Below are 14,756 nucleotides of genomic sequence, written 5' to 3'. Positions count from 1 at the left end.
CCTGTAGGAACAAAACAAGATCTGAACTACCGGATTTCCAACGTCAACCCCGCCAGTCCATTCCGGACCTACTCCGCCGCTTGCACGCCCCCGGCATCATCGCCGAACAGCCCCGGACCGTCGTCCTCGGCGCCGTCGACTTCGTTCGCGGCCTTGGCCTTGTTGCGCTTGTCGAAGGTGCTCCACACCGTGTTCCAGTCGCCCTTGGTGGCGCCCTTGGAATATTCGGTCGCGCGCTGTTCGAAGAAGTTGGCGTGCTCCACGCCGTTGAGCAGCGGGGTCAGCCAGGGCAGCGGGTGCTCGTCGATCATGTAGATCGGCTGCAGGCCCAACTGGCCCAGCCGCCAGTCCGCGATGTAGCGGATGTACTTCTTGATTTCCTTCGCGGTCATGCCGCTGACCGGGCCCATTTCGAAAGCGAGGTCGATGAAGTTGTCTTCCAGCCGCACCGACTTCTGGCAGATGTCGATGATGTCTTCCTTCACCGCCTTGGTGTAGCAGTCCCGCTCGCGCACGAATTCGTGGAACAGGCGGATGATGCCTTCGCAGTGGAGGCTCTCGTCACGGACCGACCAGCTGACGATCTGGCCCATGCCCTTCATCTTGTTGAAGCGCGGGAAGTTCATCAGCATCGCGAAGCTGGCGAACAGCTGCATGCCTTCGGTGAAGCCACCGAACGCGGCGAGCGTGCGCGCGATATCCTCGTCCGTGTCGACCCCGAACTGCTGCAGGTAGTCGTGCTTGTCCTTCATCTCCTCGTATTCGAGGAACATGCCGTACTCGCTCTCGGGCATGCCGATCGTGTCGAGCAGGTGGCTGTAGGCCGCGATGTGGATCGTCTCCATGTTGGAGAAGGACGCGAGCATCATCTTGATCTCGGTCGGCTTGAACACCCGGCCGTATTTCTCGTGATAGCAGTCCTGCACCTCGACATCGGCCTGGGTGAAGAAGCGGAAGATCTGGGTGAGCAGGTTACGCTCGTGCTCGGACAGTTTTTGCGCCCAGTCGCGGCAGTCCTCGCCCAGCGGCACTTCCTCGGGCATCCAGTGAACCTGCTGCTGGCGCTTCCAGAAGTCGTACGCCCACGGATATTCGAAAGGCTTGTAGGTCTTGCGGGCTTCGAGCAGCGACATTGGGTGTTCTCCGGGGCGCGGGGGCCTTCTTCGGTGTTTACGATCTTACTGGGTGGACCAACATAAGGAATCACAGCGGTGATTCGATAGCAAGGGCGGGCACTGGGTGGTGGATAAGCCGTGAGAGGGGCGCGCCCCTCGCCGGGAAGGCGCTCAGAGCGGGGTTATCGCGCGGACGAAGAATATGATGCCCGCCAGGATCGCCGCCCCGAAAGCGATCGCCACGAACAGCCCCGGCATCGAATCGCCATCGATCGAGCGCATCCAGCGCTGGTGTTCTTCCTCTTCCTCCAGCGCGGCGAGTTCGTCGGGCGACAACGCGTTGCGCTTCACCTTCTCCCACATCCACGCACACGCGGTGATGAAGGCGAGGGTGAGCATTGCTGCCGCGAAGCCCCACCCCTCGCCCATCATATGCTCGAGCTCGTCGGCGAAGTTTTCCTGAAAGATGATCAGCGCAGGCCAAGCGATCATCGTTAGCGCGGCCCTCAGAAGAAGGGCGGTCGGCAACCTGGGCGAGTTGTCCTCACCGTGATCAAGCGCAAGTATGTCCGCAATTTCGGTTTTGCCCGCCGCGCGCGCCTTGCGGATACGCCAGTCTCGCACATGCCACGCGGCCCACGGAAGCATGAGCACGACCGGCACCGTCAGTGCGAAGATGCCGAGCGGCCACAGCTCGCCCCAGCTCACATCCGCCGCGCCGATATGCAGAGCCACCTCTTCCCCCATCGGCTCAGAATGCCGCACTCACATCATCGCCGCAAGCGCACGCATGGCCGCTCCCGCCCCGCCGCTCCGGAACGATTCCCCCCCTCCATCCATTGGTTTCGTGTAAGACAGGCCGACACAGGCCTTTGAAAATAAAGAACGATTGGAGCAATTTATGTTCGAGAAGATCCGCATCAAGGAACACATGGAAATCGTCGATTCCACCGGCCAGCACGTCGGCACGGTCGATGAGGTCGAAGACGAACGCATCAAGCTGACCAAGTCGGATGCGATGGACGACCAGCACCACTTCATCGCGCTCGACGCGGTCGAAAAGCTCGACGACAACCGCGTCGTGCTGAAGGAAGGCACGCCGCTGCCCGTTGGCCTCGGCAATAAGGCGACCACGCCCGCGTAAGTCTGGCGCATCGGCAGAACGTGCGGGTGCCCCCTAAGGCCCCTCACGCCAGAACCCCGGCCCGCATATCGCGCGCCGGGGTTTTTGCTGTCACAGCCGCGGCAGCCGATCAGGCTCGGGACATCGCCAGCATCCGGCGCGTGGTGCGAAGCGCCGCCTCGAACGGCTCGTGCGAACGCTCGATCTTCACCATCACGCTCGCGCCGAGCCAGAGATTGTACAGCGATGCGGCAACGTCGCCCGTATGGCCTTCGAAACGCAGAGAACCATCGGCGATGCCCGCCCGCAGCATGGCCTCCAGCCGTGAGACGACACCGCCCGTTCCGGCCTTGAGCGCCAGCCGCATCGGCTCCGACAGGTCGGCGACTTCCGCGCCAAGCTTCACCGCGAGGCATCGGCCTTGGCAATCATACGCAACCTGATTCTCCCGCCAGTCGGCGAAATAGAGCATCAGCCGCTCGGCGGCGGTCAGGCCGGACCTGGCGATGATCGCGTCCATCCCGGCCAGGTAATCCTCAAAATAGGCGGCGACCATCGCCTCCCCGAAGGCGTCCTTCGACGCGAAATAGTGGTAGAAGGAACCCTTGGGCACACCGGCCGCAGTGAGGATTTCGGTCAGGCCGACACCCGAATAGCCCTTGCGCCCCATGATCGCCTGTCCGGCGGAGAGAATGGCGGAGCGGGTATCCTGCGCAGGTGAAGCGGTGGCCATGGGCATGATATAGGCGCAGCTAGACCGGTCGTCTAGCCGAGGACGCTTCGGAGATCGACTCGGCTTACGCCAGCTTTCACGAGTATCAGCTTTATTTACCTACGCACGCCGATCGGTGAGGTCAAACTAGGCATAGGGACGCTCTAGACGACCGGTCTAATCATTCCTATATCCCGCTTCATCGACCCGGCTGCGGTGTCGCCGCACCCTCGCATCGAAGCGAGTGGCGGCGACGGCGCGGCCGACCGGTCTATCCATGGGTGGCCAGTTTGTGCCGCAACGAAGGAGATTATCATGAAGGTACTGATGGTACTGACCTCGCACGATCGGCTCGGCGACACGGGCAAGAAGACGGGCTTCTGGCTCGAAGAGCTGGCCGCGCCCTACTACGCGTTCAAGGATGCCGGGGCTGACATCACGCTCGCCTCGCCCGCTGGCGGACGCCCGCCGCTCGACCCCAAGAGCAGCGAGCCCGATGCCCAGACCGACGACACGCGCCGTTTCGAAAGCGACGATGCTGCGATGAAGCAGCTGGGCGAAACCGTGAAGCTGGCGGATGTGAAGGCGGCCGATTTCGACACCGTCTTCTACCCCGGCGGCCACGGCCCGCTGTGGGATCTGGCCGAGGACAAGACCTCGATCGCGCTGATCGAAAGCTTCATCGCCGCCGACAAGCCCGTCGCGCTGGTGTGCCACGCACCCGGCGTTCTGCGCCATGTGAAGGCACAGGACGACCGTCCGCTGGTCGAGGGCAAGCGCGTGACCGGCTTCACCAATACCGAGGAAGAAGGCGTCGGCCTGACCGACGTGGTGCCCTTCCTGGTCGAGGAAGAGCTGAAGGCCAAGGGCGGCAATTATTCCAGCGGCCCGGACTGGGGCCCCTACGTGCTGGAGGACGGCCTGCTGATCACCGGGCAGAACCCCGCCTCGTCCGCCCCCGCCGCCAAGGCCCTGCTCAAGGCGCTCGAAGCAGCCGGGTGACGGCTCAGGCCGCGATCATCCCCCGCCCGGGCGCGATTGCATGATCGCCGCTTGGCGAACCTGACAAAAACCCCGGCGCGCCCTTCAGCGCGCCGGGGTTTTCTTTGAATGACGCATCCATTCGGGACGCGGATTTCGGCTATCAGTTTCCTTGCACAGCCCCAATCAGTGCCAACCTACTGACAGGCGAGGCATTCCTCGTAATCGGTCTGTTCGCCCGTGCCTGCGGCCAGCTCGTACTTCGCCGCTTCGGAGGTGTTGTCCGCCTCCACGCCGCCGGCGAAGCCCGCGCGCTGGATGCTCTTGGACCGCAGGTAGTAGAGCGACTTGATCTTCTTCTCCCACGCGTGGAAGTGGAGCATCATCAGGTCCCACTTGTCGACATCGGCGGGGATGAAGAGGTTGAGGCTCTGCGCCTGGTCGATCATCGGCGAACGGTCGGCCGCGAATTCGAGCAGCCAGCGCTGGTCGATCTCGAAGCTGGTCTTGTAGACCGCCTTTTCTTCCGGCGTCAGGAAGTCGAGGTGCGCCACGCTGCCGCCGCGTTCGAGGATCGAATTCCACACATTGGTCGAATCCTTGCTCTTCTTGGCGAGCAGTTCCTGCAGGTACGGGTTCTTCACGATGAAGCTGCCCGACAGGGTCTTGTGGGTGTAGATGTTCGCCGGGATCGGTTCGATACAGGCGGAGGTCCCGCCGCAGATAATGCTGATCGACGCGGTCGGCGCGATCGCCATCTTGCAGCTGAACCGCTCCATCGCGCCCATTTCCTCGGCATCGGGGCACGGGCCACGCTCATGCGCGAGCATCATCGAGGCTTCGTTGGCCGCGGTGCTGATGTGCTGGAACATCTTGATATTCCACGCCTTGGCCATCGGCCCTTCGAGCGGCAGGTTCTTGCTCTGCAGGAAGGAATGGAAGCCCATTACGCCCATGCCGACGCTGCGTTCGCGGCTGGCGGAATACTTGGCCCGCGCCATTTCGGGCGGAGCGCGGTCGATATAGTCCTGCAGCACGTTGTCGAGGAAGCGCATCACGTCCTCGATGAACTGCTTGTCGCCGTTCCACTCGTCCCACTTTTCGAGGTTGAGCGAGCTGAGGCAGCACACCGCCGTGCGGTCGTTACCCAGGTGGTCGCGGCCCGTGGGCAGGGTGATTTCCGAGCACAGGTTCGAGGTCGAAACCTTGAGGCCCAGATCGCGGTGATGCTTGGGCATCATCGAGTTCACCGTGTCGGAGAAGACGATATAGGGCTCACCCGTGGCGAGGCGCGTTTCGACCAGCTTCTGGAACAGCGAGCGCGCGTCGACCGTCTTGCGCACGGAGCCGTCGCGCGGAGAAACGAGGTCGAATTCCTCGCCCGCACGCACTTTCTCCATGAACTCGTCGGTGACGAGAACGCCGTGGTGGAGGTTCAGCGCCTTGCGGTTGAAGTCGCCCGAAGGTTTGCGGATTTCGAGGAATTCCTCGATCTCCGGGTGACTGATGTCGATATAGCACGCGGCCGAGCCACGACGCAGCGAGCCTTGCGAAATCGCCAGCGTCAGGCTGTCCATCACGCGGACGAAGGGAATGATCCCGCTGGTCTTGCCGTTGAGGCCGACCGGCTCGCCGATCCCGCGGACATTGCCCCAATAGGTGCCGATCCCGCCGCCCTTGGAGGCGAGCCACACGTTCTCGTTCCAGGTGTCGACGATGCCGTTGAGGCTGTCTTCGACGCTGTTGAGGTAGCACGAAATCGGCAGGCCGCGATTGGTGCCGCCATTCGACAGCACCGGGGTCGCGGGCATGAACCACAGGTTCGAGATGTAGTCGTACAGCCGCTGGGCGTGCGCCTGATCGTCGGCATAGGCATCGGCCACGCGGGCGAACAGGTCCTGATAGGATTCGCCCGGCAGCAGGTAACGGTCTTCCAGCGTTTCCTTGCCGAATTCGGTCAGGTTCGCATCGCGCGCGGAATCGGTGACGATCTCGAACCGGCGCGGGTTGATCTTCTTGCTGTCGGAGGTGTCGCCGGCGCTCGCCGCGACCGCCCTGGCCATCGCCTCGGCGGTGGCTTCGGCGACCAGTTCGCCCGAGCCGCGATCATCCTTGTCCATCGTAACTGCCTTCTTCTGGGCCTTGCCGGATGCCTTCGCACCCTTTTGCCCTTTGCCGCCGGCGGTCTTGCCGCCCGTCGATTTGCTTTGGGGGCGTGCCGTGTCTTCGCCCATTGTGGAAATATCGGCCTCGCCAGTGCTGAATTCCATAGCTCGCCCCTAACGCATTGCCCGAATGGTGCGCCGTGGTGACGCCCCATGCTGTTTCCTAAACCGCGCACTGGCGGATCTTGCCCGCACTATCACGCGTCCCTCGCGAGAGCCCTGCTGCAAGTCTCCCGGACCGCGTCCGCATCGCGAAGGACAGCAAACATGAATCAGGCAGGCGGGTGGCGCAAGGGTGCGGCGGCGCAAAAAACCATGGGACGGGCCACCAAAGGGTCTGGACGAGTCGACAAAGGCACTGCCCGCGCCGATTCGGGAGGCACGGCCTGCCGCAACCAAACTGTGGGAAAATCGAGCCGGGCGGATTCAGCTTGGCGGGACAGTGCGCTAGCAGCACGCGCTTCGCGCAAAATCGAGGCTGGAAAACACGGCCGACAACCAAAAAGGCCCCCGCCATTGCTGGCGGAGGCCCGTGCCGGAAAGCTCCGGCGAATCAGGCGAAAAGCCTCATTCCATTTCGTCGGCGCGTTCGTTGAGCGCGTCGGCCCGTTCGTCGCCGATGTCGTCGATTTCCTCGGCGCGGGCGTTGAGCGCATCTTCCTGCGCATCGGTCGGCGCTTCATCGGCGCGCTCTTCCATCGCCGCAGCCTGATCGTCGCCGTAATCCTCGACTGCGTCGGCACGCTCTTCGAGCATGTCGCCACGCTCTTCGACGGCGTCATCCTGACCACATGCGCTCAGCGCGAGGGCGGCGACCGGCAGGGCGGCAAAAAATGCGAACTTCTTCATGACGTCTGTCCTTGCTGTTGCTTCCGCCCCGGTGGGCGGCACACCCCACCAATGGCTCAGCGCCCCGATTCAGCCATAATTAGCAATTGTTATGTCAGCGAAAAATGGGATCAGGCCGGGATTGCGCCGCGACAGGCCTGCTTGGCGCGGTAGAGCTCGCGGTCGGCGGCATCGAAGGCGCTGTTCGAATCGCGGTGGCCTTGCGCTCCGCCCAGCCGCGCCAGCCCGAAGGAGAAGCCCAGCGGCCGATCGTCGATCAGGGCGGCGGGCTGCTGGTGCAGCGCATCGCGAATCCGCACCAACACCTGCCCGGCCGCATCGGGGTCTAGATCCGCAAAGTAGATCACGAACTCGTCTCCCCCCCAGCGGGCGGCGGTGTCAGCCTCGCGGGTATGCGCGCGAATTCCGCCGGCAATCGCGCGCAGCGCGCGGTCGCCCGCAGCATGGCCCAGAGTGTCGTTCACTTGCTTGAACCGGTCGCAGTCGAGCACCGCGATCGTTCCGCTGCCTCCGCTGGCGAGCGCCGCCTGGAGACTTTCGTTGAGACCGCGCCGGTTGAGCAGCCCGGTCAGCGGATCACTGCCGGCAAGACTGCGGACCTTCTCCATCCGCTCGCGCGTCGCCTGCGCGGCAAGCTCCACCGCGGCGAGCAGCTGGCCCGCCATGTCGGGGCCGCCTTCCGGAATGCGCTCCACCATCTCGCCGCGCTGCACCCGGCGCAGCTGTTCGGTCGCGATCCCGATCGGCTTGAGCAGACCGGCCATGCCCAAAATTGCCGCGCCGGTGCCCAACACCGTGGCAAGCAGGATCGGCCAGAAAACCGCCCAGCTCCACGTACCCAGCCAGGCCATCGTGCCGGCAAAAGCGAGGATCGGCAGGTGGACCGAAACGAAGCACAACAAGAAGATGCGCAAGATGTAGTGGCGGGGAAACACCCGCCGGGTGGCACAATAGAACCGCACCGAAAATGGCCTCCGTGATGGAACGAGGCCTCCCGTCCGGGGAGCGGCTATCAGGGAAGGGGTTAACGGTTTCTCACCCCGGCCTGTCCGCCGACGGGGACGGGCTCAACGCGGTAGCAGCACGGTATCGCGGGCAATGCTGTCCGTCTGCGGATGGTCGAGAGTGAAGTGCAGCCCCCGGCTTTCCTTGCGTTCGAGCGCGCAGCGCACGATCAGCTCCGCCGCCTGGACCAGATTGCGCAGCTCGATGAGATCGGTCGTGACCCGGAAGCTGCCGTAATAGTCGTCGATCTCGCTCTGGAGCAGGCGGATGCGGTTCGCCGCCCGTTCGAGTCGCTTGGTCGTGCGCACGATGCCGACATAGTTCCACATGAAGCGGCGGATCTCGGTCCAGTTCTGCTTGATGACGACCGCCTCGTCCGAATCTGTCACCCTGCTTGCGTCCCACGGACGGATTTCGGGCGGGGCGTCGAGCTCGTCCCACATCGACAGGATATCGCGCGCCGCCGCCTCGCCGAAGACGAAGCATTCGAGCAGGCTGTTGGAGGCGAGGCGGTTGGCCCCGTGCAGCCCGCTTTCGATACACTCGCCCGCCGCCCACAGGCCGGGCAGATCGGTGCGCGCATAGAGGTCCACCAGAACCCCGCCGCAGGTATAGTGCTGCGCGGGCACCACCGGGATCGGTCCGGTGGTCATGTCGATGCCGAGGCCGAGCAGCTTCTCGTGGATCGTGGGGAAATGCTCCTTCACGAATTCGGGCGGCTGGTGGCTGATGTCGAGATGGACGTAGTCGAGCCCGAAGCGCTTGATCTCGGCGTCGATCGCGCGCGCGACCACGTCGCGCGGCGCCAGCTCCAGCCGTTCTGGATCGTAGAATTCCATGAATCGCTTGCCGGTGCGCGGGTTGTAGAGCCGCCCGCCCTCGCCCCGCACCGCCTCGGTAATCAGGAAGTTCTTGACCTCCAGATTGTAGAGGCAGGTCGGGTGGAACTGCATCATTTCCATGTTGGCGACCCGCGCGCCCCCGCGCCACGCCATCGCGATGCCATCGCCGGTCGCTCCGCGCGGCGCAGTGCTGAACAGGTAGCAGCGCCCCGCCCCGCCTGCCGCGAGCACGGTCGCGCGCGCGACATGTGCCTCGACCTCGCCGGTTTCCTCGTTGAGCGCGTAGGCGCCCCACACCTGGCCCGCGCCCGAATATCGCAGCTCGTGCCGCCCGGTGATCAGGTCGACGCAGGTGCGGCCCGGCAGCAGGGTGATGTTGGGATTTTCCTCCGCCGCCTTGAGCAGCGCGGACTGCACCGCCCAGCCGGTGGCATCGTTCACATGCACGATCCGGCGATGCGAGTGCCCGCCCTCGCGGGTCAGATGCAGCGCACCGCTTTCCTTGTTGAACGGCACGCCCAGCTCGATCAGCCGGTCGATCGCATGCGGCGCGCGCTCGATCACGAATTCGACCGTCTCGCGATCATTGAGCCCCGCGCCCGCGACCATCGTATCGCGGATGTGATCTTCGAAGGTGTCCCCCGCGTCGAGCACGGCGGCGATCCCGCCCTGCGCCCACGCGGTACTGCCACCGGTGAGCGTGCCCTTGGCGAGCACCAGCACCTTCTTCTCTTCGGCAAGGGCCAGCGCCGCGGTGAGGCCCGCCGCGCCCGAGCCAATCACGAGGACATCATGTTGCGCGCTTTGCTGTGTCATATCCGATGCAGCTATGACGGCTTTTGTCATTGGACAAGCGAGAAGGGATTGGGTTGGGCGAAGATAAACCGACAGCAGCAGGGATCGCATCAATGTCCAGCAAGCCTTTCGCCGCACTCTTCGCGGGCCTCGCCATCGCCGTATCGGGCGTAGCCGCGCAGGAGCCCGCCTCGAAGGTATTCCTCCAGTTTGCCGACGGGGCGCAATCCGCAAAGGTCGAGCGGACGGGCACCACCTGTTCGATGCTGTTCATGAGCGCGGCGGACAAGACCGCGGTCACGGTGCTGATCGGCCGCACGAGTGTGACGAGCCAGCTGTACCTTCTGACGACGGCCGATGTCGGGGTGGATCGCGAGGAGTTCGACTTCCGACGCCTGACGACCGAGGGGATCGTCACCGATCGCAAGGCCTTCATCAAGAAGGAACAGGGGCCGGGCATCTTCGAATACGCGTCATCCCTCAAAGCGCTGCAGCTCGATTTCGATGATATTCAGAAGACCGGCGGTTTTCTGCTGACCAGGCCGAACGACGAAAGCGCGGCCGTGCTGGTCAAGTTCGACGGCGTCGAGCGCGACCGGACCATTGCGGCAATGGGCGAATGCCTCGCGAGCCTGCCCTCGCACTGGTCGCTGGACGACTAGGCACCGTCTGCCGTCACTTTTCGCTTGATCGCGCCCGGTTCGCGGTGTGCAAACACCCATGGACCCGGAAAAGCGAAAGCAGCTGGAAGAACGGCGCGCGGCGCTGAAGGCGACCCCGCCGCCACCCAGCGTGAAGGGGACCATCATCCCGCGCCTTGTGGAACGCGGCGTTCCGCACGAGCCGCGCTTCAACGGGATCTGGACACCCCCTCACATCCGCATCGCGGGCAATGGCGTGTGGTGGCCCGATTGCCCCGAACCTGCCGATAGCGACCACTGCTGGCTCAATGACGCGGACGGCCCCGATGGCAGCCGGACCGCGCAAAAGCGCATCGATGCAATCGGCACGATGATCGCCCGAGCGACCGCACCTGACACCACGATCCGCTTCTCCTACGATACCGGTCTCGAAACCGACGTGGCGCTCATGGCAAGCGATGGAATCGCCCATCTCGATGTGTTGCTCGATTTCGGCTGGACGATCTGGATCACGGGTTACCCCGAGCACTGGCTGATCGAGCTGGATGGCGACCATATCGCGCGGCTCGCCCTGCCGCCCGGCTCGGAGGGCTAGAGGCAGCCCCGGCGCGATCGGGCGGTCTTCACGCGGCCCGCGCGGAACCTGAGCCGGCGCTGGAAGGGGGCGCGGGAGGTCCGGCCCATGCTATGCCCGCATCGATACAGGTTCGGTTCCGGCCATGGTGCTTGGCCGCATAAAGCCGCCGGTCGGCCAGCTTGAGGCACGCATCGGTCAGGCCGCCCGCCTCGCTCGGCATTGCGATCCCCGCGCTGAAGCGCAGCCGGTAACCGGGGGCGAAATCGAACTCCTCCAGCGCCGCCTCGCTGCGGACCCGTTCGATGATGTCGCGGGCATCCTCCAGCCCGGTTGCGGGCAGGATGACGAGGAATTCCTCCCCGCCCCAGCGCCCGACGATGTCGGTCGGACGGACGCAGCGCTCCACCACCCGCGCGAACTGGCTCAGCACTTGGTCGCCGGCATCGTGGCCGAAGGTGTCGTTGCACGATTTGAAGTGGTCGATGTCGAGCAGCGCGAACGAGGCACGCGGCTGCGGGGCGTCCGGGCCGGGCAGGGACGCGCTTACCCGCTCCAGCGTCGCGCGGCGATTGGCCAGCCCGGTCAGCGGGTCGGTCATCGCAAGGCGGCGGAAGCGGCGGCGGTTCCGCAGCAGGAAAAAGATCAGCGTGCCGAGCAGGAGCAGCGTGGTGGTCGAGCCCGCGATCACCGCGATCGCGAGCCGCAGGCGCGTGCTGCTCGCCCGCTCTTCCTCAGCCAGGCGATGCTGCAACTCGCGGGTCTGGAAACGCGCCTGGAGGGCAGCCGTCCCGCTCTGCATTTCGGTGTCGTGGAAGGCTTTCGCAGCCTCGCTCGCCTCCCGCATCTGCTCGTAGGCCTGCGCGTTGCGCCCCAGCGCGAAAAGGGCCTGCGCCCGGATCTCCAGCGCCAGGAGCCAGTCGTCGGAGGCGTTCTCCTGCTTGCCCTTCGCGATCATGGGATCGAGGATCGCAAGAGCCCTCCCCGGATCGCCGCGCTCGACAAGCAGTTTCGCCATCAGCGCGGTGGCAGGCAGGGCCATCGCCTCGTCCGGTTTGCCGAGGCCCTGATAGGCGCGCTCGCATTCGGGCGCCGCATCGGCGATCTTGCCCCCTTCAAGCGCGGCCTGACACACGCCGAGCAGCGCGTAATCGACGGCATACTGGTTGTCGTAACTGCGGGCCTGTTTTGCCGACTCCCTGAAATCGGCAACGGCCTTGATCCAGTCCCCGTCTTTGAGCTCGGTATATCCGCGCACAAGAAGCTCGTTCGCGGCAAGGTCACTCATTCCCAGCTTCAGCTGGATGGCGAGTGCTTCGGAATGCAGCTGCTTCGCATAGTCGAAATCGTGACTGTTGGAGACGAGATAGGCGAGCGCCGAGGCCGCCTCCGCGCGCGCGGGCGAGGACTTGTCGTCGGCGCTGTTGAGATAGGCCTGCGAGGCAAACGTGAAGGCTTCGCGCGGCTTTTCCTGAAAGCTGTAGTTGAAGGCCAGATCGACCGCGCGGCAGGTCTTCGCGCTGCTTCCGTCCGGCAGCGACTGATAGCTGCGCACCAGGGAGGCAAGCGCTTTGCGCTTCGCCCGGTCGTCGGGCAGGTCGTAATAGGCGTTCATCTGCAGCAGGATATTGGCCGGTGCCCGCTCCGAGAGCTTGCTGGCCGCGCTACGCGCCTTTTTCAGCGCAGGCGCGGAATCCAGACCGCCCATGTTCAGCGCCTTTGCCTGGACGATGTACAATTCGGCCAGCCGGCGCTTGTCCAGCGGATCGGTATCCGCGATTTCCTGCGCAATGCTGTCGAGCGCCGCGAGCGGGTTGCGACCGACCTCGATTTCAAGCCGTTGTATGAGCGGGTCAGCGCTTCCCACGCAGGCGCTGGCCTGTCCGGCGCAAACGGCGCATGCCAGCGCGATCAGGAAGAAGGCCTGACGCAGCCATGCGGGCCGCAGGTGATACAAAGGTGGCAAATGTGCCATGCAGCCGTTCTAGCGGCTGGTGATTGACCAATGGTTATCGCGCCGTGCACCAGTTCGCGGACAAACCGGCGCAAAGTCAGATTGTTACCCCGCGCCGGTCAGCTGGACAAACACGTCTTCCAGATCGGGTTCGAGGGTCGAGACATCCTGGATCGCGTAGCCGTGGCCTTGCACGATCGTCAGCACCTGGCCCGCGGTCATCTGGTCGCGGTCGTAAGTGACCTCCAGCGTGCGCGGCGCGGTGACTTCGGACCGGGTGAAAGCCGGGTCCATCAGCGCGCCCGCCAGCGGCTTGTCGACCTCCAGCCGGATGATCTTCTCGCGCGCCATGCTGACCAGTTCGCGGGTCGGCTTGTTCGCGATCAGCTCGCCATGGTTGATGATCGCGATCCGGTCGCACAGCTGCTCGGCCTCTTCGAGGTAGTGCGTGGTCAGCACCACGGTGACGCCTTCCTTGTTCAGCTGCGTCACCAGCTCCCACAGCTGGCGGCGAAGTTCGACGTCGACGCCCGCGGTCGGCTCGTCCAGCACCAGGATCGGCGGGGAGTGGACCATCGCCTTGGCGATCAGCAGGCGGCGTTTCATGCCCCCCGACAGCGTGCGGGCGTAGGCGTCGCGCTTGTCCCACAGATGCACCGCTTTCAGCAGTTCCTCGCTGCGCCGCTCGGCTTTCGGGATGCCGTAGAAGCCGCCCTGATTCTCCAGCACCTCGAACGGGGTGAAGAACGGGTCGAACACGATTTCCTGCGGCACGATGCCGATCGCGCGCTTGGCATTGCGGGGGTTTTTCGCGGTGTCGAAGCCCCAGATCTGCGCGCTGCCGCTGGTCCGCGTGACCAGCCCGGCAAGGATGTTGATCAGCGTGGACTTGCCCGCGCCATTGGGGCCCAGCAGGCCGAAGATGCCGCCCTGCGGGACATCGAAGCTGACGCCCTTGAGCGCCAGTTTGCCCTCGGCCTCACCCTTGGCGGGGGCATAGCGTTTGGTCAGGTTGTCGATCGAAATTGCGGGCCGGTTTTCCATGTCGCCGCCCTAAAACGCATCGCCCCGCTTGGCCACCGCTTTGCGCGCGTCCTGTTGCGCACATGCTCTTGCCGAGCGGGGAGCACGAAGATATGCGCTTCTCCCATGTCGATCATGCCGCCCCCGCCCGAAATCTCCAAGGTGACCACCCGCCGCGTCTGGTGCGATGGCGCGACCGACATTCGCACGGGCGCCAATTACAAGCCCGCAGCCCTCGGCCATCCGAAGGTCTATCTGGAGATCGACGAGCACGGCTATGTCGATTGCGGCTATTGCGACCGACGCTTCGTTCTCGAAGGCGGACCTGCCGACGGTGTCGACCAGGCCAGCTTGCGCGATATCTCCGAAGGCGCGGACCCGGGGCACCCCTAGGGACCCATCCCCAAATATCGGCAGAGCGCCCGGCGGCATGCCCGACCGGGAGCATCCGCGATTCTCAGGCGTTGTTCAGACAGGGCGTGCTACAAAGGCACCTCAGAGGGACGATTTTTTGCCGAGGATATCGCCATGACCAATCGTTTTCGTTTCGCCATCCCGATGCTGGCCGCACTCGCTGTCGCCAGCACCCCCGCGCTTGCCGAGAGGCAGACCGGGCAGGAACGGCTGGACAAGCTGCTTGAAGGCCGCGTGGCGGGCGAGCCGACCAACTGCGTCCCGCATCGACCCTCCGCGCGACTCTACATCATCGACAAGACCGCAGTGGTCTACGACACCGGATCGACGATCTACGTGAACTACACGCAGGATCCCGAGGCGCTGGACGACGACGACTATCTGGTCGTCCGCGATCCGTCGCCCAGCCTGTGCCGCACGACCCAGATCACCACCCGCGACCGGACGGGCAACTTCTTCAGCGGAGCCGTCTTCCTGACCGACTTCATCCCCTACAAGCGGGTGAAGGACGAAGGCTGACCGGCCCCATCTTCCGATAAGCGAGAGGCCGTCCGGAGCGATCC

Annotated in this window: 15 protein-coding genes; 6 read left to right on the top strand and 9 right to left on the bottom strand. The window is 64.5% G+C overall.

The window, feature by feature from the left end; all coding sequences use genetic code 11:
- Positions 1 to 68: 68 nt before the first annotated feature.
- Entirely contained in the window at positions 69 to 1,133 is a 1,065-nt protein-coding gene (locus tag KYN89_RS08480) for a ribonucleotide-diphosphate reductase subunit beta (protein ID WP_222824661.1), read from the bottom strand.
- A 153-nt stretch (positions 1,134 to 1,286) separates the two neighbouring features.
- Entirely contained in the window at positions 1,287 to 1,862 is a 576-nt protein-coding gene (locus KYN89_RS08475) for a hypothetical protein (RefSeq protein WP_222824660.1), read from the bottom strand.
- A 154-nt stretch (positions 1,863 to 2,016) separates the two neighbouring features.
- On the opposite strand from KYN89_RS08475, the gene KYN89_RS08470 reads away from it, so the two are divergent.
- Positions 2,017 to 2,259, top strand: coding sequence for a DUF2171 domain-containing protein (locus tag KYN89_RS08470; protein ID WP_197635314.1), 243 nt, complete (start codon positions 2,017 to 2,019; stop codon positions 2,257 to 2,259).
- 109 nt (positions 2,260 to 2,368) lie between these two features.
- Here KYN89_RS08470 and KYN89_RS08465 read toward each other — a convergent pair whose 3' ends face one another.
- Positions 2,369 to 2,971, bottom strand: a complete 603-nt coding sequence (locus KYN89_RS08465; protein WP_222824659.1) for a TetR/AcrR family transcriptional regulator — start codon at positions 2,969 to 2,971, stop codon at positions 2,369 to 2,371.
- Between the two features lie 294 nt (positions 2,972 to 3,265).
- Here KYN89_RS08465 and KYN89_RS08460 point away from each other — a divergent pair, with 294 nt between their 5' ends.
- Positions 3,266 to 3,952 (top strand): type 1 glutamine amidotransferase domain-containing protein, encoded by a 687-nt coding sequence (locus KYN89_RS08460; protein ID WP_222824658.1) that lies wholly within the window; start codon positions 3,266 to 3,268, stop codon positions 3,950 to 3,952.
- Positions 3,953 to 4,128: 176 nt separating this feature from the next.
- On the opposite strand, the gene KYN89_RS08455 is transcribed toward KYN89_RS08460, so the two are convergent.
- From KYN89_RS08455 to nadB, 4 genes are all read right to left on the bottom strand, one after another.
- On the bottom strand, positions 4,129 to 6,201 hold the full coding sequence (locus tag KYN89_RS08455) for a ribonucleoside-diphosphate reductase subunit alpha (RefSeq protein ID WP_222824657.1): 2,073 nt from the start codon (positions 6,199 to 6,201) through the stop codon (positions 4,129 to 4,131).
- Positions 6,202 to 6,663: 462 nt separating this feature from the next.
- On the bottom strand, positions 6,664 to 6,945 hold the full coding sequence (locus KYN89_RS08450) for a hypothetical protein (protein WP_010233872.1): 282 nt from the start codon (positions 6,943 to 6,945) through the stop codon (positions 6,664 to 6,666).
- A gap of 110 nt (positions 6,946 to 7,055) precedes the next feature.
- A complete protein-coding gene (locus tag KYN89_RS08445; RefSeq protein ID WP_222824656.1) occupies positions 7,056 to 7,859 on the bottom strand; it encodes a GGDEF domain-containing protein in 804 nt (267 codons plus the stop codon).
- Between the two features lie 153 nt (positions 7,860 to 8,012).
- A complete protein-coding gene (nadB, locus tag KYN89_RS08440; protein ID WP_222824655.1) occupies positions 8,013 to 9,608 on the bottom strand; it encodes an L-aspartate oxidase in 1,596 nt (531 codons plus the stop codon).
- Between the two features lie 92 nt (positions 9,609 to 9,700).
- On the opposite strand from nadB, the gene KYN89_RS08435 reads away from it, so the two are divergent.
- Together KYN89_RS08435 and KYN89_RS08430 are read left to right on the top strand one after the other, a co-directional pair.
- Positions 9,701 to 10,249 (top strand): hypothetical protein, encoded by a 549-nt coding sequence (locus tag KYN89_RS08435; protein ID WP_222824654.1) that lies wholly within the window; start codon positions 9,701 to 9,703, stop codon positions 10,247 to 10,249.
- A gap of 58 nt (positions 10,250 to 10,307) precedes the next feature.
- Positions 10,308 to 10,823, top strand: a complete 516-nt coding sequence (locus KYN89_RS08430) for a hypothetical protein (RefSeq protein WP_222824653.1) — start codon at positions 10,308 to 10,310, stop codon at positions 10,821 to 10,823.
- Between the two features lie 28 nt (positions 10,824 to 10,851).
- On the opposite strand, the gene KYN89_RS08425 is transcribed toward KYN89_RS08430, so the two are convergent.
- Both KYN89_RS08425 and KYN89_RS08420 read right to left on the bottom strand, forming a co-directional pair.
- Positions 10,852 to 12,777, bottom strand: a complete 1,926-nt coding sequence (locus tag KYN89_RS08425) for a GGDEF domain-containing protein (RefSeq protein ID WP_248285082.1) — start codon at positions 12,775 to 12,777, stop codon at positions 10,852 to 10,854.
- A gap of 84 nt (positions 12,778 to 12,861) precedes the next feature.
- A complete protein-coding gene (locus KYN89_RS08420; RefSeq protein ID WP_222824652.1) occupies positions 12,862 to 13,800 on the bottom strand; it encodes an ABC transporter ATP-binding protein in 939 nt (312 codons plus the stop codon).
- Positions 13,801 to 13,914: 114 nt separating this feature from the next.
- On the opposite strand from KYN89_RS08420, the gene KYN89_RS08415 reads away from it, so the two are divergent.
- Positions 13,915 to 14,172 (top strand): zinc-finger domain-containing protein, encoded by a 258-nt coding sequence (locus tag KYN89_RS08415; RefSeq protein WP_222824915.1) that lies wholly within the window; start codon positions 13,915 to 13,917, stop codon positions 14,170 to 14,172.
- A 135-nt stretch (positions 14,173 to 14,307) separates the two neighbouring features.
- Positions 14,308 to 14,712 (top strand): hypothetical protein, encoded by a 405-nt coding sequence (locus KYN89_RS08410; RefSeq protein ID WP_248285081.1) that lies wholly within the window; start codon positions 14,308 to 14,310, stop codon positions 14,710 to 14,712.
- The last annotated feature ends 44 nt before the right edge of the window (positions 14,713 to 14,756 follow it).

This window comes from Alteriqipengyuania abyssalis, from assembly GCF_019857185.1.
Taxonomy (GTDB): domain Bacteria; phylum Pseudomonadota; class Alphaproteobacteria; order Sphingomonadales; family Sphingomonadaceae; genus Alteriqipengyuania; species Alteriqipengyuania abyssalis.
This window is presented reverse-complemented; position numbering and strand designations above follow the sequence as displayed.